At 72.5% G+C, this 22,309-nt stretch carries 17 protein-coding genes; 5 read left to right on the top strand and 12 right to left on the bottom strand.

What is annotated here, in order from left to right; translation table 11 throughout:
* Nucleotides 1–97 precede the first annotated feature (97 nt).
* The 6 genes from ACSP97_RS13780 to ACSP97_RS13805 form a co-directional block, all read right to left on the bottom strand.
* Nucleotides 98–1,957, bottom strand: coding sequence for a glycoside hydrolase family 3 protein (locus ACSP97_RS13780; protein ID WP_358273909.1), 1,860 nt, complete (start codon nucleotides 1,955–1,957; stop codon nucleotides 98–100).
* Nucleotides 1,958–2,076: 119 nt separating this feature from the next.
* On the bottom strand, nucleotides 2,077–2,466 hold the full coding sequence (locus tag ACSP97_RS13785; protein ID WP_440557723.1) for a hypothetical protein: 390 nt from the start codon (nucleotides 2,464–2,466) through the stop codon (nucleotides 2,077–2,079).
* A 121-nt stretch (nucleotides 2,467–2,587) separates the two neighbouring features.
* On the bottom strand, nucleotides 2,588–6,307 hold the full coding sequence (locus tag ACSP97_RS13790) for an ABC transporter ATP-binding protein (RefSeq protein ID WP_440557724.1): 3,720 nt from the start codon (nucleotides 6,305–6,307) through the stop codon (nucleotides 2,588–2,590).
* A gap of 90 nt (nucleotides 6,308–6,397) precedes the next feature.
* Nucleotides 6,398–7,444: an esterase-like activity of phytase family protein gene (locus tag ACSP97_RS13795; RefSeq protein ID WP_440557726.1), complete on the bottom strand. Its 1,047-nt coding sequence runs from the start codon at nucleotides 7,442–7,444 to the stop codon at nucleotides 6,398–6,400.
* 85 nt (nucleotides 7,445–7,529) lie between these two features.
* Nucleotides 7,530–8,453 (bottom strand): serine hydrolase, encoded by a 924-nt coding sequence (locus ACSP97_RS13800; RefSeq protein ID WP_440557727.1) that lies wholly within the window; start codon nucleotides 8,451–8,453, stop codon nucleotides 7,530–7,532.
* A gap of 227 nt (nucleotides 8,454–8,680) precedes the next feature.
* Nucleotides 8,681–9,439: a GntR family transcriptional regulator gene (locus ACSP97_RS13805; protein WP_355144982.1), complete on the bottom strand. Its 759-nt coding sequence runs from the start codon at nucleotides 9,437–9,439 to the stop codon at nucleotides 8,681–8,683.
* Between the two features lie 209 nt (nucleotides 9,440–9,648).
* Here ACSP97_RS13805 and ACSP97_RS13810 point away from each other — a divergent pair, with 209 nt between their 5' ends.
* Nucleotides 9,649–10,092: an ATP-binding protein gene (locus ACSP97_RS13810; protein ID WP_440557729.1), complete on the top strand. Its 444-nt coding sequence runs from the start codon at nucleotides 9,649–9,651 to the stop codon at nucleotides 10,090–10,092.
* Here the strand turns inward: ACSP97_RS13810 and ACSP97_RS13815 are convergent.
* Genes ACSP97_RS13815 through ACSP97_RS13825 form a run of 3 tightly spaced genes read right to left on the bottom strand, consistent with a single transcriptional unit; the run spans nucleotide 10,089 to nucleotide 14,279 of the window.
* Nucleotides 10,089–11,774, bottom strand: coding sequence for a thiamine pyrophosphate-binding protein (locus tag ACSP97_RS13815; protein ID WP_440557731.1), 1,686 nt, complete (start codon nucleotides 11,772–11,774; stop codon nucleotides 10,089–10,091). The genes ACSP97_RS13810 and ACSP97_RS13815 overlap by 4 nt on opposite strands.
* 5 nt (nucleotides 11,775–11,779) lie before the next feature.
* Complete coding sequence (gene speB / locus ACSP97_RS13820) at nucleotides 11,780–12,751, bottom strand: agmatinase (RefSeq protein WP_440557733.1); 972 nt, start codon at nucleotides 12,749–12,751, stop codon at nucleotides 11,780–11,782.
* A 55-nt stretch (nucleotides 12,752–12,806) separates the two neighbouring features.
* Nucleotides 12,807–14,279 carry a sodium:solute symporter gene (locus tag ACSP97_RS13825; protein WP_355144990.1) on the bottom strand — a complete coding sequence of 491 codons (1,473 nt, stop codon included), beginning with the start codon at nucleotides 14,277–14,279 and terminating at the stop codon, nucleotides 12,807–12,809.
* A 194-nt stretch (nucleotides 14,280–14,473) separates the two neighbouring features.
* Between ACSP97_RS13825 and ACSP97_RS13830 the strand changes: the two genes are divergently transcribed.
* The 3 genes from ACSP97_RS13830 to ACSP97_RS13840 all read left to right on the top strand — a co-directional run bounded on the left by ACSP97_RS13830 (nucleotide 14,474) and on the right by ACSP97_RS13840 (nucleotide 17,520).
* Nucleotides 14,474–16,099 carry a PucR family transcriptional regulator ligand-binding domain-containing protein gene (locus ACSP97_RS13830; RefSeq protein ID WP_440557735.1) on the top strand — a complete coding sequence of 542 codons (1,626 nt, stop codon included), beginning with the start codon at nucleotides 14,474–14,476 and terminating at the stop codon, nucleotides 16,097–16,099.
* A 77-nt stretch (nucleotides 16,100–16,176) separates the two neighbouring features.
* Entirely contained in the window at nucleotides 16,177–16,968 is a 792-nt protein-coding gene (locus ACSP97_RS13835) for a phosphatase (protein WP_355144994.1), read from the top strand.
* Between the two features lie 108 nt (nucleotides 16,969–17,076).
* Nucleotides 17,077–17,520: a hypothetical protein gene (locus ACSP97_RS13840; RefSeq protein WP_440557737.1), complete on the top strand. Its 444-nt coding sequence runs from the start codon at nucleotides 17,077–17,079 to the stop codon at nucleotides 17,518–17,520.
* A 256-nt stretch (nucleotides 17,521–17,776) separates the two neighbouring features.
* Here the strand turns inward: ACSP97_RS13840 and ACSP97_RS13845 are convergent, their stop codons facing one another.
* The 3 genes from ACSP97_RS13845 to ACSP97_RS13855 form a co-directional block, all read right to left on the bottom strand.
* Nucleotides 17,777–18,649, bottom strand: a complete 873-nt coding sequence (locus ACSP97_RS13845) for an acyl-CoA thioesterase (protein WP_355324804.1) — start codon at nucleotides 18,647–18,649, stop codon at nucleotides 17,777–17,779.
* 33 nt (nucleotides 18,650–18,682) lie between these two features.
* Nucleotides 18,683–19,840 carry an acyl-CoA dehydrogenase family protein gene (locus ACSP97_RS13850; RefSeq protein WP_146466430.1) on the bottom strand — a complete coding sequence of 386 codons (1,158 nt, stop codon included), beginning with the start codon at nucleotides 19,838–19,840 and terminating at the stop codon, nucleotides 18,683–18,685.
* A 144-nt stretch (nucleotides 19,841–19,984) separates the two neighbouring features.
* Nucleotides 19,985–20,584 carry an SACE_7040 family transcriptional regulator gene (locus tag ACSP97_RS13855; RefSeq protein ID WP_070027405.1) on the bottom strand — a complete coding sequence of 200 codons (600 nt, stop codon included), beginning with the start codon at nucleotides 20,582–20,584 and terminating at the stop codon, nucleotides 19,985–19,987.
* 97 nt (nucleotides 20,585–20,681) lie between these two features.
* Between ACSP97_RS13855 and ACSP97_RS13860 the strand changes: the two genes are divergently transcribed.
* The gene (locus tag ACSP97_RS13860) at nucleotides 20,682–22,298 is read left to right on the top strand and encodes a carboxyl transferase domain-containing protein (protein WP_440557739.1); all 1,617 of its coding nucleotides are present in this window, start codon (nucleotides 20,682–20,684) and stop codon (nucleotides 22,296–22,298) included.
* Nucleotides 22,299–22,309: the final 11 nt, after the last annotated feature.

Below are 22,309 nucleotides of genomic sequence, written 5' to 3' on the forward strand. Positions count from 1 at the left end.
CGCCGGGGGACGTCGACGGTGCGGCGGCGGCTCACGGCGCCTCGCCGGCCGGCCACCGGTGGCGGCCGGCCGGAGGGCGACGAGGGTCCGGTGTGCGCTAGTACGTCAGACCGTGGCCGATCGGGTACAGCACCCGGGTCGGGTCGTCGGCCCGCTCGACCGGTACCGGGAGTTTTCCGCGGGGTTTCACCCGGCCCGCGATCACCCGGGCGGCGGCGCGCAGTTCGACGTCGGTCCAGCAGTACGTCGCCACGCAGGCCCGCGCGGAGGGGAGTTGGGCCACGTCGTACGGGTTGCGCACGGCGACGGCCACGACCGGCTTGCCCGTCGCCACCAGGCGGTCGACCAGCGTCCGCTGGGAGTTGCCCGCGGTGACGTTGTAGGTGGCGACCACCACCGCGTCCGCGTCCTGGGCGGCGGCCACCGCCTTGTCGACGGTCGCGGCGGAGGGGGCGGTGCCGGTGGACAGCGCCGTGGCGGTGAAGCCCAGCTCCGTGAAGGCGGCGGCCAGCACCCCCGTGGGCGGGCCCGTGGTGCCGGACGGCGAGGCCGGGTCGGCGCCGACCACCAGGAGGCGGCGCTGCTCGCGGTGGTCGAGGGGGAGGGTGCGGCCCTCGTTGACCAGGAGGGTCGTGGTGCGCTCGGCCATGCGGTCGGCCGTGGCCAGATGGGACTTCGTGCCCACCACCCGGTCCACGGCCAGCCGGTCGGCGTACGGCCGCGCGAAGAGCCCGAGCCGGGTCTTCAGGCGCAGGATGCGCAGGATCGATTCATCGAGGCGGGCCTCGGTCAGCTCGCCGTCCCGGACCGCCTTCAGGACCGCGTTCCACGCGGTGTCGATGGAGGGCGGGTTGAGCAGCTGGTCCACGCCCGCCTTCAGGGCGAGCACCGGCACCCGGTCGTCGCCGTACTTGGTGCGCACGCCCTCCATGCCCAGCGAGTCGGTGATCACCACGCCGTCGTAGCCGAGTTCACCGCGCAGGATGCCGGTGAGGATCGGGTGGGAGAGGGTGGCCGGGTCGCCGGAGTCGTCCAGGGCCGGGAACTGGATGTGCGCGGTCATGATCGAGTCGATGCCCGCCGCGATGGCCGACCGGAACGGCACCGCGTCCAGCTTCTCCCACAGCTCCCGGCTGTGGGTGATGACCGGGAAGCCGTAGTGGCTGTCGACGGCGGTGTCGCCATGGCCCGGGAAGTGCTTGGCGGTGGCCGCGACCCGGGCCGCCTGGTAGCCCTTCACCTCGGCCGCCACCAGCTCCGCGACGGCCGCCGGGTCGGCGCCGAAGGAGCGCACCCCGATCACCGGGTTGGCCGGGTTGACGTTCACGTCGGCGTCCGGCGAGTAGTCCTGGTTGATGCCGAGGGCGCGCAGTTCGGCGCCGGAGATCCGGCCGAGGGTGCGGGCGTCCGACCGGGAGCCGCCCGCGCCGATCGCCATCGCGCCGGGGAAGAGGGTCGCGGGCTTGCCCACCCGGCACACCGCGCCGTGCTCCTGGTCGGTGGCGATCAGCATCGGCAGCCCGCGCGGCTGCGCCAGGGACGCCCGCTGGATGCCGTTGGACAGCTCCAGGATCTGGTGCGGGTCACCGGTGTTGTGGGCCCAGGTGAAGTAGATGATGCCGCCGACCCGGTACTTCGCGATCAGCTCGGCGGCGGTGCGCACGCCCAGCTCGCTCAGGTTGGCGTCGATGTCGGCCTGGTCGGGGTCGGTGGCGGAGGTGCCGTAGGCCCGCATCACGAAGAGCTGGCCGACCTTCTCCTCCAGCGTCATCCGGGAGACGAGGGCGCGCAGTGAGCGCTCGTCGGGGGTGTCGGCGTGGGCGGTGGCCGGCACGGTCAGCGCGGCGGTGAGGCCGGCGGTGGCGGCGAGGACGGTACGCCGGGACGGCCGTGCGGCGTTCCGGGTGGTTCCGGTGTCTCTCTTGCTGGTGTCGCTTCCCGTGCTGGTGTCGGGCACGTGCGCTCCCTCCCAGAGGAGAACCGCTGAAGGAAACTTCCGAGGAGCCACCAATATCCGGAAAGTTTCTTTCCGTCAAGGGAGCGCACAGCGCCCAGCGTGTCGAAGGGGACGCCTGGTCAGCAGAGGATCCAGCCGGTGCTGACGGATTCGCTGCCGATCGAGCCACGGATCCACACGCAGCGGTGCCCGGCGTGCACGGTCACCGGCCCGGCGTGCCGGCTGTAGCGGCCGGAGTCCGTGGCCGGGCGGCTGCCGCGGGCCTGGACGCTGACCGACATGGTGCGGACGGTGCCGGGCCGGCGGGCGACGGTGACGGCGCAGACGTAGTCCCCGCTTCTGTAGACCCGGGTGACACCCGCGCCGAAGGGAATGCTTCTCACCTGGTGCCCCGCGCAGCTGCTGGGCGCGGCCTGTGCGGTGCCGGACGCCGCGAAGGCGAGCAGCCCGGACGCGACCAGCAAGGCCGCACCGAGCGAGGAGCGCCGGCGTATCGCACCACTGTCCACTTGCTGTCCTCCCCGAAGCGCAGCCACGCCTCCCCCGGCGGCCGTACAGACGTACGGACGCGGGGGTGTGGCGGATGGTTGCACGGCCGTCAACGGAACGGGCCCCCGCACCAGGAGGGGCTCAGCGGATCGCCCCGACCGGCTCCTCCGGCTCGGGCCGGCCGGCGAAGGTCCGCCACAGTTCGGCGTACCGGCCGTCGCGGGCGAGCAGTTCCTCGTGGGTGCCGTCCTCGGCGACCCGGCCGTGGTCCATCACCACCACCCGGTCGGCGCGGGCGGCCGTGGTCAGCCGGTGGGCGACCACCAGCGTCGTACGGCGGCCCGCGAGGCGGTCGGTGGCCTGGTTGACCTGGGCCTCGGTGGCGAGGTCCAGGGCGGCCGTGGCCTCGTCCAGGAGGAGGATGTCGGGGTCGACCAGTTCGGCGCGGGCGAGCGCGATCAGCTGGCGCTGGCCGGCCGACAGGTTGCGGCCGCGCTCGGCGACCTCGTGCAGATAGCCGCCGTCGAGGGTGGCGATCATCTCGTGCGCGCCGACCGCCCGCGCCGCCGCCTCCACCTCGGCGTCGGTGGCGTCGGGGCGGCCGTAGGCGATGGCGTCGCGGACGGTGCCCGGGAACAGGTAGGCCTCCTGCGGGACGACGCCGAGCCGGTGCCGGTAGGAGGTGAGGTCGAGGTCGCGCAGATCGGTGCCGTCGACCGTGACCCGCCCGGCGGTGGGGTCGTAGAACCGGGCCACCAGCTTGACCAGGGTGGACTTTCCGGCGCCGGTCTCGCCGACGAAGGCCACCGTCTGGCCCGCCGGGATCGTCAGCTCGACGTCGCGCAGCGCCGCTTCGTTGTCGCCGTACGCGAAGCTCACGCCCTCGAAGGCGATGTCGCCGCGCAACGAGCGCACCTCCTTGGGCCGTTCGGCCGTCTCGGTGGAGGTGGGCTCGCGCAGCAGCTCCTGGATGCGGCCGAGGGAGACGGTGGCCTGCTGGTAGCCGTCGAAGACCTGGGACAGCTGCTGCACGGGCGCGAAGAACAGGTCGATGTAGAGGAGGTAGGCGACCAGGGCGCCGGTGGTCAGGGTGGCGTCCGCCACCCGGCCCGCGCCCTCGATCAGCACGGCCGCCGCGGCGACCGAGGACAGCAGCTGCACGAACGGGAAGTAGACCGATATCAGGCGCTGGCCGCGCAGCCGGGCCTGCCGGTAGCTGTCGCTGCGCCCGGCGAACCGCCGCCCGCCGTCGCGCTCGCGCCGGAACGCCTGGACGATCCGCAGTCCGGACACGGACTCCTGGAGGTCGGCGTTGACCGCCGACACGCGCTCGCGGGCGAGTTCGTACGCCTTCACGCTGGCCCGGCGGAAGAAGAAGGTGGCCACGATCAGCGGGGGCAGCGTGGTGAACACGACGAGGGCGAGGCGGACGTCGATCACCAGCAGGGCGACCATGATGCCGAAGAAGGTGACGACCGAGACGAACGCGGTGACCAGGCCGGTCTGCAGGAAGGTGCTCAGGGCGTCGACGTCGGTGGTCATCCGGGTCATGATCCGGCCGGTCAGCTCGCGCTCGTAGTAGTCGAGGCCGAGCCGCTGGAGGTGCGCGAAGATCTTCAGCCGCAGCGTGTAGAGGACGCGTTCGCCGGTACGGCCGGTCATCCGGTTCTCGCCGATCTGCGCGGCCCACTGCACCAGCACCACCAGCAGCGCGAGCAGCGACGCGGACCAGACGGCGCCGATGGCCAGCTTGGTGACGCCCGCGTCGATGCCGTGCCGGATCAGCACCGGCAGCACCAGGCCGGCGCCCGCGTCCACGGCGACCAGCGCCAGGCTGGCCAGCAGCGGCAACCCGAAGCCGCGCAGCAGGCGGCGCAGCCCGTAGGAGTCCTCGGGCTGCACGGCCTGCCGCTCGTCGATGCCGGGGGTATCGGTGGCCGGGGGCAGCGCGGCCACCTGGGCGAGCAGTTCGGGGGTGGCCGGGGTGCCGGCCAGCGCCTGGTCCTTGGGCGCGCGGTCGCCGCTCCACAGCCGGGGGGTCACGCCCCGCTCGGCGTCGTACTCGGCGTCCAGCTCCGCGCGCAGGGTGTCGTCGTCGGTGGGCCCGGCCGGCAGGGCGTGTCCCGGGGAGACGCCGCCCAGCTCGTCCGGGTCGGTCAGCAGCCTGCGGTAGAGGGCGGAGCGTCCCTGGAGTTCCTCGTGGGTGCCGAGGTCGGCGAGCCGGCCGTGGTCGAGGACGGCGATGCGGTCGGCGAGGTTCAGGGTGGAGCGGCGGTGGGCGATCAGCAGGGTGGTCCGGCCCCGCATCACCTGCTTGAGGGCCTCGTGGATCTCGTGCTCGACGCGGGCGTCCACGGCGGAGGTGGCGTCGTCCAGGACCAGCAGCCGGGGGTCGGTGAGCAGGGCGCGGGCGAGGGCGACGCGCTGGCGCTGGCCGCCGGAGAGGGTCAGGCCCTGCTCGCCGACCTTGGTGTCGTAGCCCTCGGGCAGTTCCCGGATGAAACGGTCCGCCTGGGCGGCGCGGGCGGCGGCCTCGATCTCCTCGTCGGAGGCGTCGGGGCGGCCGTAGGCGATGTTGGCGCGGACGGTGTCGGAGAACAGGAAGGAGTCCTCGGGGACCAGGCCGATCGCGGCCCGCAGCGAGGACAGGGTCAGCTCGCGGACGTCGTGGCCGCCGATCAGGACAGCGCCGTGGGTGACGTCGTAGAAGCGCGGCAGCAGCAGGGAGAGGGTGGACTTGCCGGAGCCGGAGGACCCGACCACCGCCAGCGTCTCACCCTGGCGTATCTCGAAGCTGAGCCCGTCCAGGACCTTGGCGTCGGCGCCGTACCCGAAGGACACGTCGTCGAACTCGACGGTGGCGGGCGCGTCCGCGGGCAGCTCCCTGGTGCCGTCCGCCATCGACGGCTCGGTGTCGATCAGCTCCAGGACGCGCTCGGTGCCGGCGCGGGCCTGCTGGCCGACGGTGAGCACCATCGCCAGCATGCGGACCGGGCCGACCAGCTGGGCGAGGTAGGTGGAGAAGGCGACGAAGGTGCCGAGGGTGATGTGCCCGCGCACCGCCAGCCAGCCGCCGAGGGCCAGCATGGCGACCTGGCCCAGCGCCGGCACGGCCTGGAGGGCGGGGGTGTACTTGCTGTTCAGGCGGATGGTGCGCAGCCGGCCGGCGAACAGCCTGCGGCCGACGGCCCGCAGCTTGCCGGTCTCCTGCTCCTCCTGCCCGAAGCCCTTGACCACGCGGACGCCGCTGACCGCGCCGTCGACCACGCCCGCGACGGCGGCGGCCTGGGCCTGGGCGTACCAGGTGGCGGGGTGCAGCCGGCTGCGGCTGCGCTTGGCGATCCAGCCGAGCGCGGGGGCGACGGCGAGGGCGACCAGGGTCAGCGGCAGCGACAGCCAGGCCATGATCACCAGGGAGACCAGGAAGAGCAGCACGTTCCCGATGGTCATCGGGAGCATGAAGAGCAGGCCCTGGATCAGCTGGAGGTCGCTGGTGGCGCGGCCCACGACCTGCCCGGTCGACAGCTCGTCCTGGCGGCGGCCGTCGAGGCGGGTGATCGTGTCGTACATCTCGGTCCGCAGGTCGTGCTGGACGTCGAGGGCGAGCCGGCCGCCGTAGAAGCGGCGCACATAGGTGGAGCCGTAGACGAGCACGGCGGCGACGACCAGGGCACCGGCCCAGGGGGCCATGGAGCGGGTGTGGGCGCCGATCACGTCGTCGATGATCACCTTGGTGATCAGGGGGACCACCGCGGTGACGGCCATGCCGGCGAGGGAGGCGCCGAGCGCCAGGACGACGTCCTTCGGATACCGCCAGGCATAGCCAGCGAGTCGTCTCGCCCATCCCCGATGTGGTCGCACGCGGTGCCTCCCGGTTGTCGTTCTCCACCGGAAGGCACCAACGCGCGCGGGAGCGGATTTCATCCCTCCGCAACAATCGGGGGCCGTGGGTCAGACGCGAACCCGCAGGTGGTAGAAGCGGGTCGTCTGGACGGCGTTCTGGTTGTCGTCGCTGACCAGCAGGACCTTCAGACGCCCGGCGTGGTCACGGCCGGTGACGGTCATGCCTTCTATGTTGTCCAGGAGGGGATTGGGCTGGGGCTGCTTGGCGGTGGCGCCGAGGGAGGGGCAGTCGGCGATGTCGGCGAGCAGGGTCTTGCGGATCGGCCGCACGCCCGGCTGCCCGGTCAGGTTCTCGATGCCGCGGGTGTCGGTGGCGTGGCGCGGATCGGCGAGGTAGAGGCGGACGGTGTTGCCGACGCCCGCGGTGAAGCCGCGTTCCAGGACGAGCAGCCGGCCGTCGGGCGTGGCCTGCACCTCGGGGACGCCGAGGCCGGCGTCGATGCGGTAGGCGTACTGGGCGGCGAGCCGGAAGCGCCCGCCCGCGGTCCGGGTCCAGGTCTGGAACCGGACGAGGTCCGCGGCGTCGCCCGCGAGCGGCTCCTCCATGGAGGCGAGGAGGGTGTGGCCGCCGGGCAGCAGGGTCAGCCCCTCGAACGTCGCGTTGGCGGTGGCGCGGCCGGCCGGGGCGACGAGGAGGGAGGACGGCACGGGGAGCCGGTCGAGAATCCTGCCGTCGGGCGAGTAGCGCCGGACGGACGGCTCGGTCTCGGAGCCGACCAGCCGTGTGCCGTCCCGGTCGATGACGAGGCCCTCGGAGTCGAGGTCGGCGCCCCGCTCGTCCAAGAGGTGGACGACACCCCGCGGCGCGAGTGTCCGGCTGTCCAGACGGAACAGGTCGGAGCGGTCCGACAGGGCGGCCAGGGAGCCGTCCCGGTCCACGGCGAGGGCGGAGAAGTTGCCGACGAAGGTGCCGTGGTACGTCGTCTTGTCGAGCGCGTCGGTGAAGCCGTCGATCGTGACGGCGGACGAACAGGCGTGCCCGGCAGGCGGGTTGGCGGGGCCGGCCGGGGCGGCTTGGGCGGTCCCGGCGGCGGTCAGCGTGGTGGCCGCCGCCAGGCCGGCGGCGAGGGTGGTGAGTACGGTTCTCAGGCGCATGGTCGATCACCGTACGGCCGGTCGGTGGCGCACGGGAGGCCGCGCGGTGAAACGTGCCCGGCCCCCCGAACTCCCCGGCCCGGTCTCAGCCCTGGGGCGGCGTGGCGACGAAGGCCTCGGCCGGCTTGCCGGTCGGCACGTAGAGCGCGGTCTTGGCGGTGGTCGGCACCAGGTCCTTGTGCACGGCCTTGGCGACGTTCTGGATGGTGGTCACGCCGTAGCTCATGGTGCTGTTGTCCTGCGTGAGCACGGAGATCATGTAGTCGTGCCCGGCGCCGTTGAAGGTGCCGAGGCTGTGCACCCGCCAGCCGTGCGTGGAGCGCTGCAGCCAGCCGTTCTTGACGTGCACGGAGACGGTGGAGGGGGCGCCGGCGGGGGTGCCCCAGCGCTGGGACGAGATGACCTTGCCCATCAACTTCTGGATGTAGGCACGGGAGTTGTCGCTGAGCACGCTGTTCTTCGCGGTGATCAGCTGGAGCAGCTTCTGCTCGTCGTTGACGTTCTCCTGCGTCAGACCCCAGTAACCGCCGGAGCCCGGCACGGTCTTGGTCATCTTGGCGGCGGCCAGGAAGCCCTTGATCTTCGTCATGCCCAGCTGCTTCCACAGCTTGCTGGTGGCGGTGTTGTCCGACTTGGTGATCATGGCGGTGGCGAGCGAGGACTCGGTACCGGTCAGCAGCCGGTTGTGCTTCTTGGCGTCCCACAGCAGCGTGGCGAGCACGGTGACCTTGACGGTGCTCGCCGAGTCGTAGGCGCTGGTGGCGCGCAGGGTGCAGGTCGTCTTGGTGGAGCGGTCGTAGACCCCGACGGCGACGGTGCCCTTGCGGTTCGCGAGCGCGGCGGTGATGTCCTTCTTCAGCTTGGTGGCGAGCCCGCTCTTCGCGGACGTGCAGCTGACGGCGGGCGTGGCCGCGGCGGCCGGGGTGGCGGCCGCGACGGTGGGTATGAGCAGCGCGACACCGAGCGCCGCCGCCGACGCCTTGGCGCGCCGGCTGATGCGGTGATCCATCGAGGAATCCCCCTGAGAACGACGTGAGAACACACCCCTTGCGGGCACTTACGGCCTTTTGACTCGCAAGGGCGGTCGGAAGTTGCACACATGTTCTCAGGGGCGGGTGCGGCAACGGGCGCGGGGGAGGCGGTGCTTGGGGCGCGGTGGCCCGCCCTGGCGCTGTCCGCCCGGGAACCACCCGTCACGGCCCGGCTCGGGTGAGCGGGGGCCGCACGAAGTGCCGCTCACGCCTCGAAGTCGTACTCCAGGACATAGGCGGCGGAGTCGAGCACCATCTCGTTGACCTCCACCACCCGGCCCTCGGCGTCGAAGGCCGTGCGGGCGATCTGCACCACGGGGACGCCGGACGGCAGGGCCAGACGTTCGGCCTCGTCCTGGTTGGGCATCCGGGAGCGGATCTCCTCGCGGAAACGGGCGGGCGCGTGACCGAGGTCGGCCAGCCGGGCGTACAGGCCTCCCGGACCCGTGTCCGGCCGGGTGATCGGAGTGTCCGCGACGAGGTCGGCCGACAGGTAGGACGTGGACAGCAGCACCGGCTTGCCGTCGAGGACGAAACGCCGGCGACGGACACAGAGGTCCGCGTTCTCGTCCAGGCCCATGACCCCGGCGACGGCAGCCGGCGCGGGCTCCCGTGTCACCTCGACGGAGTCGACGGCCAGTTCCCGGTTCCCGATGTCGGCCGACCAGACGGAGCGCCCCTCGGCCCACTGCGCCCGCGCCAGCCGCTCGATGCCACGGCGGCGGATGGGCCGGAAGTCCCGCACGAAGACCCCGGCACCCTTACGGGCTTCGGCGATGCCCTCCGTCTGGAGCAGACCCAGCGCCTGGCGGGCCGTCATGCGGGCCACACCGTGTTCGGTCATCAGGTCGTTCTCGCCCGGCAGCCGGTCCCCGGGACCGTACCGACCGGCGTCGATGGCGGCCCGCAGCTCAGCCGCGATGCGCTGGTACTTGGGCTGCCGCCCCGTCTCCCGGCTGCTCATGCAGACCTCTCCTCCTGATCATCTCTAGACATCCTAGGCACCAGAGGGCCCGGCCCCCAGCCGGGCGTCCTTCGGCATCGCCGTTAACACGGAGGGATTACTTCTCTAGAGAAGTCTTGCGAGGCATGTGTGACGACGCTTTACTCCCAACATCTCTAGAGATGTATGGCCACATGAGTCCGTGCTGGTGACGAACGCCGGAGGTACCCGTGCCAGATCGCAGCTCAGCCCGACCGCCCGCCCTCACCGACCCGACCGAGGCGAACTGGCGGCTGCCTCACCGCCCCCGCAGTGCCGGACGCGCACGCGCGCTGCTGCGCACGCAGCTCGCCGAGTGGGAGATCGACCCCCAAGTGACCGACATCGCGGAGCTGTTGTTGTCGGAACTGATGAGCAACGCCGTCCGGCACGCCCGCAGGCCGTTCGGCCGGCAGATCGGGGTGCGGGTCGCGCGGTACGATGGCCGGTTGCGCGTGGAGGTCGCCGACGCCAACGACGCACGGCCCCGGCCGAAAGCGGCAGGGGCCGACGACGAGCAGGGTCGCGGTCTCGCCATCGTCGACGCGCTCGCCGACAGGTGGGGCTGCTGCCCCCGCCCGCACGGCATCGGCAAAGCCGTCTGGGTCGAGTTACCGCTGCGCCCTGTCGCCTAACCCAAGTGCGTCGGCGCGAACATCCGCAGGATCGCCGGGAGGACGACCACCGAGGGGCCCGGGGTGGACAGGGCCTTCGTCAGGTCCCGTTCCAGCGTCTCCGGTGTGGTGCGCACTCCCGGGACGCCGAAGGAGTCGGCGAGGGCCACGTAGTCCGGACGGTGGAGTTCCGTCGCGGTCGGTTCGCCGAAGGCGTCCGTCATGTACTCGCGCAGGATGCCGTAGCCGCCGTCGTCGACGATCAGCCAGGTGACGGGGAGGTCGTACTGGCGGGCCGTGGCCAGTTCGGCGATCGAGTAGAGGGCGCCGCCGTCGCCGGAGACCGCGAGGACCGGGTGGGCCGGGTCGGCCGCCGCCGCGCCCAGTGCCGCCGGGAAGGCGTAGCCGAGGCCGCCCGCGCCCTGGGCCGAGTGCATCGTGTTCGCGCCCCGGGGGTCGAAGGCCGACCACGCCCAGTAGGCCAGGATCGTCATGTCCCAGAAGGAGGGGGCGCCGGCGGGCAGGGCACGGCGGACGGCGGCCAGGACGTCCTGTTCCAGGGTGAGTTGCTGGGCGCCGATGCGGGCCGAGACGCGGGACAGCAGGGCACGCACCCGGGCCGGGGCCTCCGGGTCCGTGCGGGCGTCCACCGTCTCCAGCAGTGCCTGGAGCGCCAGGCGCGCGTCCGCGTGGATGCCGAGGGCCGGGTGGTTGGCCTCCAGCTTGCCCAGGTCCGCCTCGATCTGGACGACCCGGCCGCGCGGCCGGAACGTGTGGTAGTTCGAGGAGAGTTCACCCAGGCCCGAGCCGACGACCAGGAGGACGTCCGCGTCCTCCAGGAAGTCCGTCGTGTACCGGTCCTCCAGCCAGGACTGGAGCGACAGCGGGTGCTCCCAGGGGAACGCCCCCTTGCCGCCGAAGGTCGTCACCACCGGGGCTTGGAGCCTCTCCGCGAGCGCCAGCAGCTTGCCCGAGGCGTCCGACCGTACGACCCCGCCGCCCGCGATGATCGCCGGGCGGGACGCGCGGGACAGCAGGTCCGCGGCGACCGCCGTCAGTTCGGGGCGCGGCGGCAGCTCCTGCGGGGTGGCGTCCGGCGCCGTCACCACCGGCAGCGAGGCCGGTGCGAGCAGGACGTCCTGCGGGATCTCCACCCACACCGGGCCGTGCGGAACCGACAGGGCGGATGTCCAGGCGGCGGCGATGGCGGAGGGGATCTGGGACTGGGCGCGGACCGTGTGGACGGACTTGACCACGCCCCGGAACGAGGCCGACTGGTCGGGGAGTTCATGGAGGTAGCCGTGGCGGCCACCGCCCAGACCCGCCGTCGGGACCTGGCTGCTGATCGCGAGGACCGGGGCGGAGGCCGAGGCCGCCTCCTGGAGGGCCGCGAGGGAGGTGAGCGCGCCCGGGCCCGTCGACAGGAACAGCGGGGCCGCCTCCCCCGTCATGCGGCCGTACGCGTCCGCCGCGAAACCCGCGTTGTTCTCCACCCTCAGGCCCACATAGCGCAGGGACGAGCGGCGCAGTGCGTCGAACATGCCGAGCGCGTGCTGGCCGGGCAGCCCGAAGACGGTCGTCGCGCCCAGCCCGGCCAGCGTCTCCACGACCAGGTCTCCGCCGTTGCGGCCGGGGGGCGGGTTCAGTGCGGCCTCGCGCTGGGCGGTGGTCGGCTGGAGTACCAGGTCGTGGTCGTGCGTCACGTCGCTTACGCGTCCTTCCGGGCCGCCGCGATCCGGCGGGACATGAGGGTGGTCAGTTCGTAGGCCGTGTGGGAGGCGGCCACGGACGTGATCTCCGCGTGGTCGTACGCCGGGGCGACCTCGACGACGTCCGCGGAGACCAGGTTGCAGCCGGCCAGCCCGCGCAGGATCTCCAGCAGCTCGCGGGAGGTCATGCCGCCCGCCTCGGGGGTGCCGGTGCCGGGCGCGTGCGCCGGGTCGAGGCAGTCGATGTCGATGGAGATGTACAGCGGGCGGTCGCCGATGCGCTGGCGCAGCTGGTCGGCGACCTCGTCGGCGCCCCGGCGGTAGACGTCCGCGGAGGTGACGATGCCGAAGCCCATCTTCTCGTCGTCGGTCAGGTCCTGCTTGCCGTACAGCGGGCCGCGGGTGCCCACGTGGGAAAGGGCGGAGGTGTCGAGGATGCCCTCCTCGACCGCGCGGCGGAACGGGGTGCCGTGGGTGTACTCGGCGCCGAAGTAGGTGTCCCAGGTGTCCAGGTGGGCGTCGAAGTGGAGCAGGGCGACCGGGCCGTGCTTCTTCGCCACCGAACGCAGCAGCGGCAGGGCGATGGTGTGGTCGCCGCCCAGGGTCATCAGCCGGGCGCCGGTGCCGAGCAGCTCGTCGGCCGCCGCCTCGATCGTCTCGACCGCCTCGTTGATGTTGAACGGGTTCACCGCGATGTCGCCGCCGTCCGCCACCTGCGCCAGCGCGAACGGCGACGCGTCCTGCGCCGGGTTGTACGGGCGCAGCAGCCGGGACGCCTCGCGGATGGCGTTGCCGCCGAAGCGGGCGCCCGGCCGGTACGAGACGCCGGAGTCGAACGGCACGCCCACCACGGCGACGTCGGCGGCGCCGACCTCGTCCAGGCGGGGCAGCCGGGCGAAGGTGGCGGGCCCGGCGTACCGCGGGACGCGGGAGGAGTCGACGGGACCGCGGGGCGTCTCGTTGCCGCTCATGTGAAATGCCTTCTTTCCTGCGCTTCGCGGCGCATGTACTGCTTTCCTGACGACTCTACTGGTGAGCCGTGACCGGTTCGGAAGGGAGTTCGGGGGCCCGTCCGGCCAGGCGGTCGCGCCAGGCGGCGAGGACGGTTTCGTCGGTCGGCCTGGTGGCCAGGGAGACGACGACGTAGGCGGCCAGGGAGGCCAGCAGGCCGTAGTACACCGGCTCGTTGGCGAGGATGCCGTACCCGGCCATCAGCCCGATGACGGCCAGGCCGCCGGTGATCACGGAGGCCAGCGCGCCCTGCACGGTGCCGCGCTTCCACAGCAGGCCGCCGAGGATCGACACCAGCAGACCGCCGACGAGGAGGTCGTACGCCACCGTCAGCGCCTCCACCACGTCGTTGAGCGCGATCGCCGTACCGATCACCGCGAGGCCCATGACCAGGATGAAGGCGCGGTTGCCCGAGACCTCGTCGTGCGCCCCGGGACCGGGGTCGGCGCCCCGGCGGACGGCTCCGCGCAGCCGCGACCAGATGTCGTTGTTGGCGACGGTGGCGCAGGCGATCAGCGCGCCGGAGGAGGTGGACATCACCGCGGCCAGGGCGGCGGCCAGCACCAGTCCGCGCACACCGACGGGGAGTTCGGCCTTGACGATGGTGGCGAAGGCGTCGTCGGGGCTGGCCAGCTCGGGGTAGAGCACCTTGGCGGCCGTGCCGATCACCGCGCCGGCCACGGCGTAGGCCAGACAGTAGGTTCCGGCCACCGTGCCGCCCCAGCGGGCGGTGCGGTCGCTGCGGGCGGTGAACACGCGCTGCCAGATGTCCTGGCCGATCAGCATGCCGAAGGTGTAGATCAGCACGTAGGTGAAGATGGTCTCGCCGCCGATGCCCAGCGGATCGAAGTACGTGGTCGGCAGCTTGGCCTTCATCTCACCGAAGCCACCCGCCCGGATCACCGCGATCGGCAGCAGCAGGAGCAGCACGCCGATCGTCTTGACGACGAACTGCACCATGTCGGTGAGCGTGATGGACCACATGCCGCCGAGGGTCGAGTACGCCACGACGATCGAGCCGCCGATGACGATCGCCAGCGTGCGGTTCATGTCGAAGAGGACGTCGAAGATCGTGGCGTAGGCGATGGTGGAGGTCACCGCGAGCATCAGGGTGTACGCCCACATGACCACGCCGGAGATCACGCCCGCCCGGCCGCCGTAGCGCAGGTCCAGCATCTCGGAGACCGTGTACACCTTCAGGCGGGCGATACGCGCGGAGAAGAACACGGAGAGTGCCAGCAGGCCGAGGCCGATGGTGAAGACCATCCAGGCGCCGGAGAGACCGTACTGGTAGCCGAGGCCGACGCCGCCGATGGTGGAGGCGCCGCCGAGGACGATCGCGGCCATGGTGCCCGAGTACATCGCGGGCCCGAGGCGCCGGCCCGCCACCAGGAAGTCGCTCTTGGACCTGGCGCGGCGCATGCCCCACCAGCCCATGGCCAGCATCCCGGCGAGATACAGGACGATCACCGTGTAGTCGACGGCCATGTGGGGCCCTCCTTCGCGCGCTTTCCGGTGGCGTGTCGTGCAGATGCGGTGGGGACACGCCGACGGCGGATCGCGGGGACATCCGCCCGTACCCGCGGCCGTCGGCTCCGGACCGACATTAGGTGGCCGGAAAGCGACTGCGAAGTGTACGTTTCCTCCATTGCGGGGGTACGGCAGTGGAGGGATCGCACACCATGGTGAACAGCCCCGCCCCGGTCCCGCCCACCCCGCCGGTCCCCCTGTCCGCCCTCCTGGCCCGTGAGGACCTCGCCCTGCGCCGGATCGCGGGCCCCGGCGGCGCGGACGTCGTCATCCACTGGGCGCACACCTCGGAGATGGCCGACCCGTACCCGTATCTGCTGGGTGGCGAGCTGCTGCTGACGGCGGGCGTGCAGATCCCCGACGCGTCGGCACCGGACGCCTTCTTCGACGCGTACGTCGCCCGGATCGTCGCGGCGGGCGGCGCGGCCCTCGGCTTCGGTCTCGCGCCGGTGCACGAGAGGGTTCCGCGCGCCCTGGCGGCCGCCTGCGACACCCATGGGCTGCCCCTGCTGGAGGTCCCGCCGCAGACCACCTTCTCGGCCGTGGCGCGCGCCGTGTGGCAGCTGATGGCGCAGGCCAGGCTGGCCGAGCTGCGCCGGGTCACCGAGGCCCAGCTGAGTCTCGCCGCCGCGGCCGCCCGGCCCGACCCGGTGCCGTCCGTGCTGCGCCGGCTGGCCCAGCGGCTCGGCGGGCACGCGGTGCTCCACGGCCCGGACGGCACGCCGATCGCGGCGGCGGGCCGCGAACCGGCGCCCGCGGTGCGGGAGGCGCTGGCGGAACTGGCGCGGGTGGTCCGGCCGGCGGGCCCGGCGGGGCCCTCCTCCGCCACCGACACCGTCGCCGGCACGCATCTCTCCGCCTACGCGCTCGGGTCCGGGGCGGGCTTCGTGCTCGGGGTGGCGGCCGGGCGGCGGGAGGCGGGGGATCCCACCATCGCCTCGGTGGGCGCGGTGCTGCTGTCGCTGCTGACCGGGGAGCACCAGAGCGCGGCGGGCGCGGCGAGGTCGTCGGCGCTGGTACGGCTGCTGCTCGGGGCCGCGCCGGAGACCGTCGCACCCCTGCTCGGGGACGGCGACTGGTTCGTCGTGCACGCCTCGCCGAAACCGCGGGAGCCGTCCGCCGCGCACCGCTCGCGGGAGCCGCAGGCGTCGCCCGCCGCACACGCCTCGCCCGAGCCGCACGAGCCCGGCTCCCCCGCCGCTCACACCACCCCCGGCCCCACCGGCTCCGCACCGACCGGCCACCCCCCGTCCCTCTCCTCCCCCGCCCCCGGCGCCCTCGCCGCCGCCGCGCTCGGGGCCGCCCTCGGGTCACCGCTGGTCGACGCCGCCGGGGAGGTGGTACGGGTCCTCGCGCCCGCCGACCGGGAACCCGCCCCGGTGCCCGGCTGGACGCTCGGGGTCAGCGCGCCCGCGGCGCCGCAGGAGTGGCCGGCCGCCGACGCCCAGGCGGCCCGGGCCCTGGCCCGCGCCCGCGCCGCCCGCGCCCCGCTGGTCCGGCACGACCCCCGCCCCGGACTGTCGCGGCTGGTGCCCGAGGCGGAGGCGCGGGCCCACGCCCGCACCCTGCTCGCGCCGCTCGACTCCCGGCCCGCGCTGATCGACACCCTGCGCACCTGGCTTTCGCTGCACGGCAGTTGGGACCGCACCGCGGTCGCCCTGGGTGTGCACCGCAACACGGTGCGGCAACGCGTCGCCCGCTGCGCCCTGCTGCTGGACACCGACCTGGACGACGCGGACGCGCGCATGGAGTTGTGGTTCGCGCTGCGGCACCACTGAGCGGCCCGGGCGTGACCCCCGTCCCAGCGGGCGGAACCCCGGGGCCGCCCGCGCCGGGCTGCCCCACAATGGGAGGCATGCCGATATCCGGGACACCCAGCCGCGCCCAGCTCGTCGACCACCTGGTGAGAACCCGTATCGCGGGGGACGTCGCCACGCCCCGCGAGAACAACCTCTCCCACTACCGCCTCCTGGCCAACGGCGACCGCAACTTCTGGCTCGGTCTGGAGCTGGGCGACCGCTGGGCGGACGAGCAGGACGTGCTCGCGGTGATGGCCGAGCGGGTGGGCGTCAACGACGACCCCGAGTACCGGTACGGCCAGGACACCATCGACCCGGAGCTGACCGTGGACGCGCTGGACCGGCTGGCGGCGCGGCTGCGCAAGGCGGCCGAGGGGCGCCAGCGGGTGCTGTTCGCCACCGGGCACCCGGGCGGGCTGCTGGACGTGCACCGGGCCACCGCCGCCGCGCTGCGCGCCGCCGGCTGCGAGATCGTCGTCATCCCGGACGGCTTGCGGACCGACGAGGGCTACGTCATGCAGTTCGCGGACGTGGCCGTCCTGGAGCACGGGGCCACCCTGTGGCACACCCACTCCGGTGAGCCGATGCGGGCCGTTCTCACGGGACTTGAGCGGGCCGGCCGGCCGCTGCCCGACCTGGTGGTCGCCGATCACGGCTGGGCCGGGTACGCCGCTCAGCACGGCCTGGACTCGGTCGGCTACGCGGACTGCAACGACCCGGCGCTCTTCCTCGCCGAGTCGGAGGGCACCCTCCAGGTCGCGGTGCCGCTGGACGACCATGTGACCAGCCCGCGCCACTACGACCCGATGACCGCGTACCTGCTCGCCGCGGCCGGTCTGGACCAGTAGCGCCGGACCGGCAGCCCCTGGTCACAAGGATGTGCGGCCCCGCGAACGGGACCGCACACCGTATTCGTCATTGAGGCAGGCTCAGCGGCCGCCGCCACCGCCACCGCCGTGGCCGCCACCACCGTGGCCACCACCGCCGTGACCGCCGCCACCGTGACCGCCGCCACCGTGGTCACCACCGCGTCCGCCATGGTCGCCACCACCGTGGTCACCACCGCGTCCGCCATGGTCGCCACCACCGTGGTCGCCACCGCGTCCGCCGTGGTCGCCGCCGTAGCCGCCACCATCGTCGCCGTATCCACCACGTCCGCCGTGGTCGCCGCCGTGGTCGCCGCCGTAGCCGCCACCGTCGTCGTCGTTGACCCTGCTGACCGAGCTGGTGGGGTGGTCGAACGTCGTCGCCGAGGCAGTGCTCGCTGCGCTGAGTGCGGCTCCACCGGCCAGCATGACACCGGCCGCGGACAGGGCGAAGAGACGCCTCGTGCGTTGTGCTCGCATAGGAGATACCTTCCGTTCCATCGTCTCTCACGGCTCCGCTTCGGGAACGCGTGAGGTGGATGGCCGTCACCGCACACAGAGAGAGAACGTGCGGCACGGTCTTCGGATGTCACCGCTGGATCATGTGCGACACGTCGATACGGCCGACGCCTGCGGTCCACCCGGACGCTGTCGCGCCGTCAGGTACCGCGGCTGAGGGTGGAGGTGTCCTCCGGTCTCGCCGACCGCGCATGCCGAGCACGTGCGGCTTTTCACTGATTGAGCCTAGTACCCCACCCGCCACTTGGCACCTCGGGAGACCAACACCCGGTCAGGGGCGGCGCGGGACGCGGACCACACCCTCCTGGATCACCGTGATGGCGAGACGGCCGTCCTGGGTGTGGATGCGCGCCTGGCCGAGGCCGCGGCCACCGTACGCGGACGGCGATTCCTGGTCGTAGAGCAGCCATTCGTCGGCGCGGAAGGGACGGTGGAACCACATCGCGTGGTCCAGAGAGGCGCCGACCACGTCACCGACCGCCCAGCCGCCGCGGCCGTGCGCGAGCAGCACGGAGTCCAGCAGTGTCATGTCGGAGACATAGGTGGCGAGGACGACGTGCAGCAGGGGGTCGTCGTCCAGCTTGCCGTTGGTGCGGAACCACACCTGGCTGTGCGGCTCGCGGGGCTCACCGAACTTCCCGTACGGCGGCTCGTCCACGTATCTGAGGTCGACCGCCTCGCGGGCCTCCAGGAAGCGCTCCACCACCTCGGGCGCCAGGTGGCCGTAGCCGCGCAGCCGCTCCTGGTTGGTCGGCAGGGACGCCGGGTCCGGCGCGGACGGCATCGGCGCCTGGTGGTCGAGGCCCTCCTCGTACGTCTGGAAGGACGCGGAGAGGTGGAAGATCGGCTTGCCGTGCTGAACGGCGACCACGCGGCGGGTCGTGAACGACCGGCCGTCGCGGATGCGGTCGACGGTGTACACGATGGGCGCGCCGGGGTCGCCGGGGCGCAGGAAGTAGGCGTGCAGGGAGTGGGCGGGCCGGTCCGCGGGGACCGTCCGCCCGGCGGCGACCAGCGCCTGCGCCGCGACCTGCCCGCCGAAGACGCGGGGCACGACGGCGGAGCGCGACCGGCCGCGGAAGATGTCCTCCTCGATCCGCTCCAGGTCGAGCAGATCGAGGAGGTCTTCGAGTGCCTGGCTCATGGTGTTCGTGTACCGGGCGGTGGGACGCCGGGCTTACAGGCCCATGTCCTTGGCGATGATCGTCTTCATGATCTCGCTGGTGCCGCCGTAGATGCGGTTGACGCGGTTGTCCGCGTAGAGGCGGGCGATCGGGTACTCGTTCATGTAGCCGTAGCCGCCGTGCAACTGGAGGCAGCGGTCGATGACGCGGTGGGCCACCTCGGTGCAGAACAGCTTGGCGGAGGCGGCCTCGGCGGGGGTCAGCTCGCCCGCGTCCAGGGCCTCGGTGGCGCGGTCGGCGACGGCCTCGGCGGCGTCCACCTCGGCCTGGCAGGCGGCCAGCTCGAACTTGGTGTTCTGGAAGTGCGCGACCGGCTTGCCGAAGACGGTGCGCTCCTGGACGTACTGCTTGGCGAACCGGACGGCGGCCTTGGCCTGCGCGTAGGCGCCGAAGGCGATGCCCCAGCGCTCGGAGGCCAGGTTGTGGCCGAGGTAGTAGAAGCCCTTGTTCTCCTCGCCGAGCAGGTCCTCGACCGGGACCTTGACGTCCACGAAGGCCAGCTCGGCGGTGTCGGAGGTCTTCAGGCCCAGCTTGTCCAGCTTGCGGCCGACGGAGTAGCCCTCGGACTTGGTGTCCACGGCGAACAGCGAGATGCCGTGGCGGCGGTCCTCGGCGGTGGGCGCGGAGGTGCGGGCGCACACGATCACGCGGTCGGCGTGCACGCCACCGGTGATGAAGGTCTTGGCGCCGTTGAGGACGTAGTGCGTGCCGTCCTCGCTCAGCCTGGCGGTGGACTTCATGCCCGCGAGGTCGGAACCGGTGCCCGGCTCCGTCATCGCGATCGCCCACATCTCCTCGCCGGTGACGAACTTCGGCAGGTAGCGCTTCTTCTGGTCCTCGGTGGCGAGCATCTTGATGTACGGCAGGGCGAGCAGCACGTGCACGCCGGAGCCGCCGAACTGGACGCCCGCGCGGGCGGTCTCCTCGTAGAGGACGGCCTCGAACTTGTGGCTGTCCAGGCCCGCGCCACCGAACTCCTCGGGGACGTTGATACCGAAGATGCCCAGCTCACCGAGCTTGTAGTAGAAGTCGCGCGGCGCCTGGCCGGCCGCGAACCACTCGTCGTACACCGGTACGACCTCGGCCTCGATGAAGGCGCGCAGGGTCTCCCGGAACGCCTCGTGATCCTCGTTGAACACCGTACGGCGCACGCCGCCCACCTCCACGTACCTCGGCATGCCGGAAAAGAGCATGTCTAAGCGCTTGCTCACTGGAGCGTACCGGCGGGTAGGTGGCCCGTCCAGGGGTGGCCGGTCGTAACGCTCGTCACGCCGGGGCGGAACGCGGCACGGCGGCTACGCGGCGCCGGCCGCCGCGAACGCCCCGCGCGCCATCCGGTGCAGCAGCGCCGCGGTGGCGCCACGGCCCGGGAGGGTGCCCGCGCGGCCCAGGTGGGGGGTGGAGTTGAGCAGGCCGAAGACCGAGTGGACGGCCGAGCGGGCGGTGGGCTCGGTCAGCGCCGGGTAGACCTCGCGGACCACCTCCACCCACAGCTCGACGTACTGCCGCTGGAGCTGGCGCACCAGTTTGCGGTCGCTGTCGCGCAGCCGGTCCAGCTCGCGGTCGTGCAGGGTGATCAGCGGCCGGTCGTCCAGCGCGAAGTCGATGTGGCCCTCGATCAGGGAGTCCAGGACCGCCGGGGCGCCCAGGTCGCCGTCGGCCTCCGCGAGCCGCCGCCGGGCGCCGGTCAGCAGCTGTCCGCTGATGCCCACCAGCAGCTCGGCGAGCATCGCGTCCTTGCCCGGGAAGTGCCGGTACAGACCGGGGCCGCTGATGCCGACCGCCGCGCCTATCTCGTCCACGCCGACGCCGTGGAAGCCGCGCTCGGCGAACAGCCGCGCGGCCTCCTTCAGGATCTGCTCGCGGCGGGTCGGGGCGTCGGTTCTGGGAGCCATGAAGACAATTCTAGACAGCGAGGTTAGCGGTCGTTAACCTGAAGGAAATGGTTAACGCTCATTAACCGGTTCGAGCACCGGGTGAGGGGACCGCAGGATGCAGGAGGCACCGGAGCTCCGGAGCGCGGCAGACCCCGCGTCGGAGGCCTGGCGGGCCAATGAAGAGGCCCATCTCGCACTGGTCGAGGAGTTGCGCGGCAAGCTGGCCGCGGCGGCTCTCGGCGGCGGTGAGCGGGCGCGGGCGCGGCACACCGCGCGCGGCAAGCTGCTGCCCAGGGACAGGGTCGACACACTGCTCGACCCGGGCTCGCCCTTCCTGGAGCTGGCACCGCTGGCGGCCGACGGGATGTACGACGGCCAGGCGCCGGCCGCCGGGGTGATCGCCGGGATCGGGCGGGTCAGCGGGCGCGAGTGCGTGATCGTCGCCAACGACGCCACCGTCAAGGGCGGCACGTACTACCCGATGACGGTGAAGAAGCACCTGCGCGCCCAGGAGGTGGCCCTCGACAACCGGCTGCCCTGCGTCTACCTGGTCGACTCCGGCGGCGCCTTCCTGCCGATGCAGGACGAGGTGTTCCCGGACCGCGAGCACTTCGGGCGGATCTTCTACAACCAGGCCCGGATGTCCGGCGCGGGCATCCCGCAGATCGCGGCCGTGCTCGGCTCCTGCACCGCGGGCGGCGCGTACGTCCCGGCGATGAGCGACGAGGCGGTCATCGTCCGTAACCAGGGCACCATCTTCCTGGGCGGCCCCCCGCTGGTGAAGGCGGCCACCGGCGAGGTGGTGACGGCGGAGGAGCTGGGCGGCGGCGAGGTCCACTCCCGGATCTCGGGCGTCACCGACCACCTCGCGGAGGACGACGCGCACGCCCTGCGGATCGTCCGCACCATCGTCTCCACCCTCCCGGCCCGGCGGTCGCTGCCCTGGGAGGTCACGCCGGCCGTCGAACCGAAGGTGGACCCGGCCGGCCTGTACGGCGCGGTCCCGGTCGACTCCCGCACCCCCTACGACGTCCGCGAGATCATCGCGCGCGTGGTCGACGGCTCCCGGTTCGCCGAGTTCAAGAGCGAGTACGGCCAGACGCTGGTCACCGGCTTCGCCCGCATCCACGGCCACCCGGTGGGCATCGTCGCCAACAACGGCATCCTCTTCTCCGAGTCCGCCCAGAAGGGCGCCCACTTCATCGAGCTGTGCGACCAGCGCGGCATCCCGCTGGTGTTCCTCCAGAACATCTCCGGCTTCATGGTCGGCAAGGACTACGAGGCGGGCGGCATCGCCAAGCACGGCGCCAAGATGGTGACGGCGGTGGCCTGCGCCCGCGTGCCCAAGCTGACCGTCGTCGTCGGCGGCTCCTACGGCGCGGGCAACTACTCGATGTGCGGCCGGGCCTACTCCCCCCGCTTCCTGTGGATGTGGCCCAACGCCAAGATCTCCGTGATGGGCGGCGAGCAGGCCGCCAGCGTCCTCGCCACGGTCAAGCGCGACCAGCTGGAGGGCCGCGGCGAGTCCTGGTCCGCCGAGGACGAGGAGACCTTCAAGGCGCCGATCCGCGCCCAGTACGAGACCCAGGGCAACGCGTACTACGCCACCGCCCGCCTGTGGGACGACGGCGTGATCGACCCGATGGAGACCCGTCAGGTGCTCGGTCTCGCCCTGACGGCCTGCGCCAACGCGCCACTGGGAGATCCCCAGTTCGGCGTCTTCCGGATGTGAGGAGGGGAACC

Source organism: Streptomyces sp. SCPE 10 (assembly GCF_051980735.1).
GTDB lineage: Bacteria > Actinomycetota > Actinomycetes > Streptomycetales > Streptomycetaceae > Streptomyces > Streptomyces misionensis.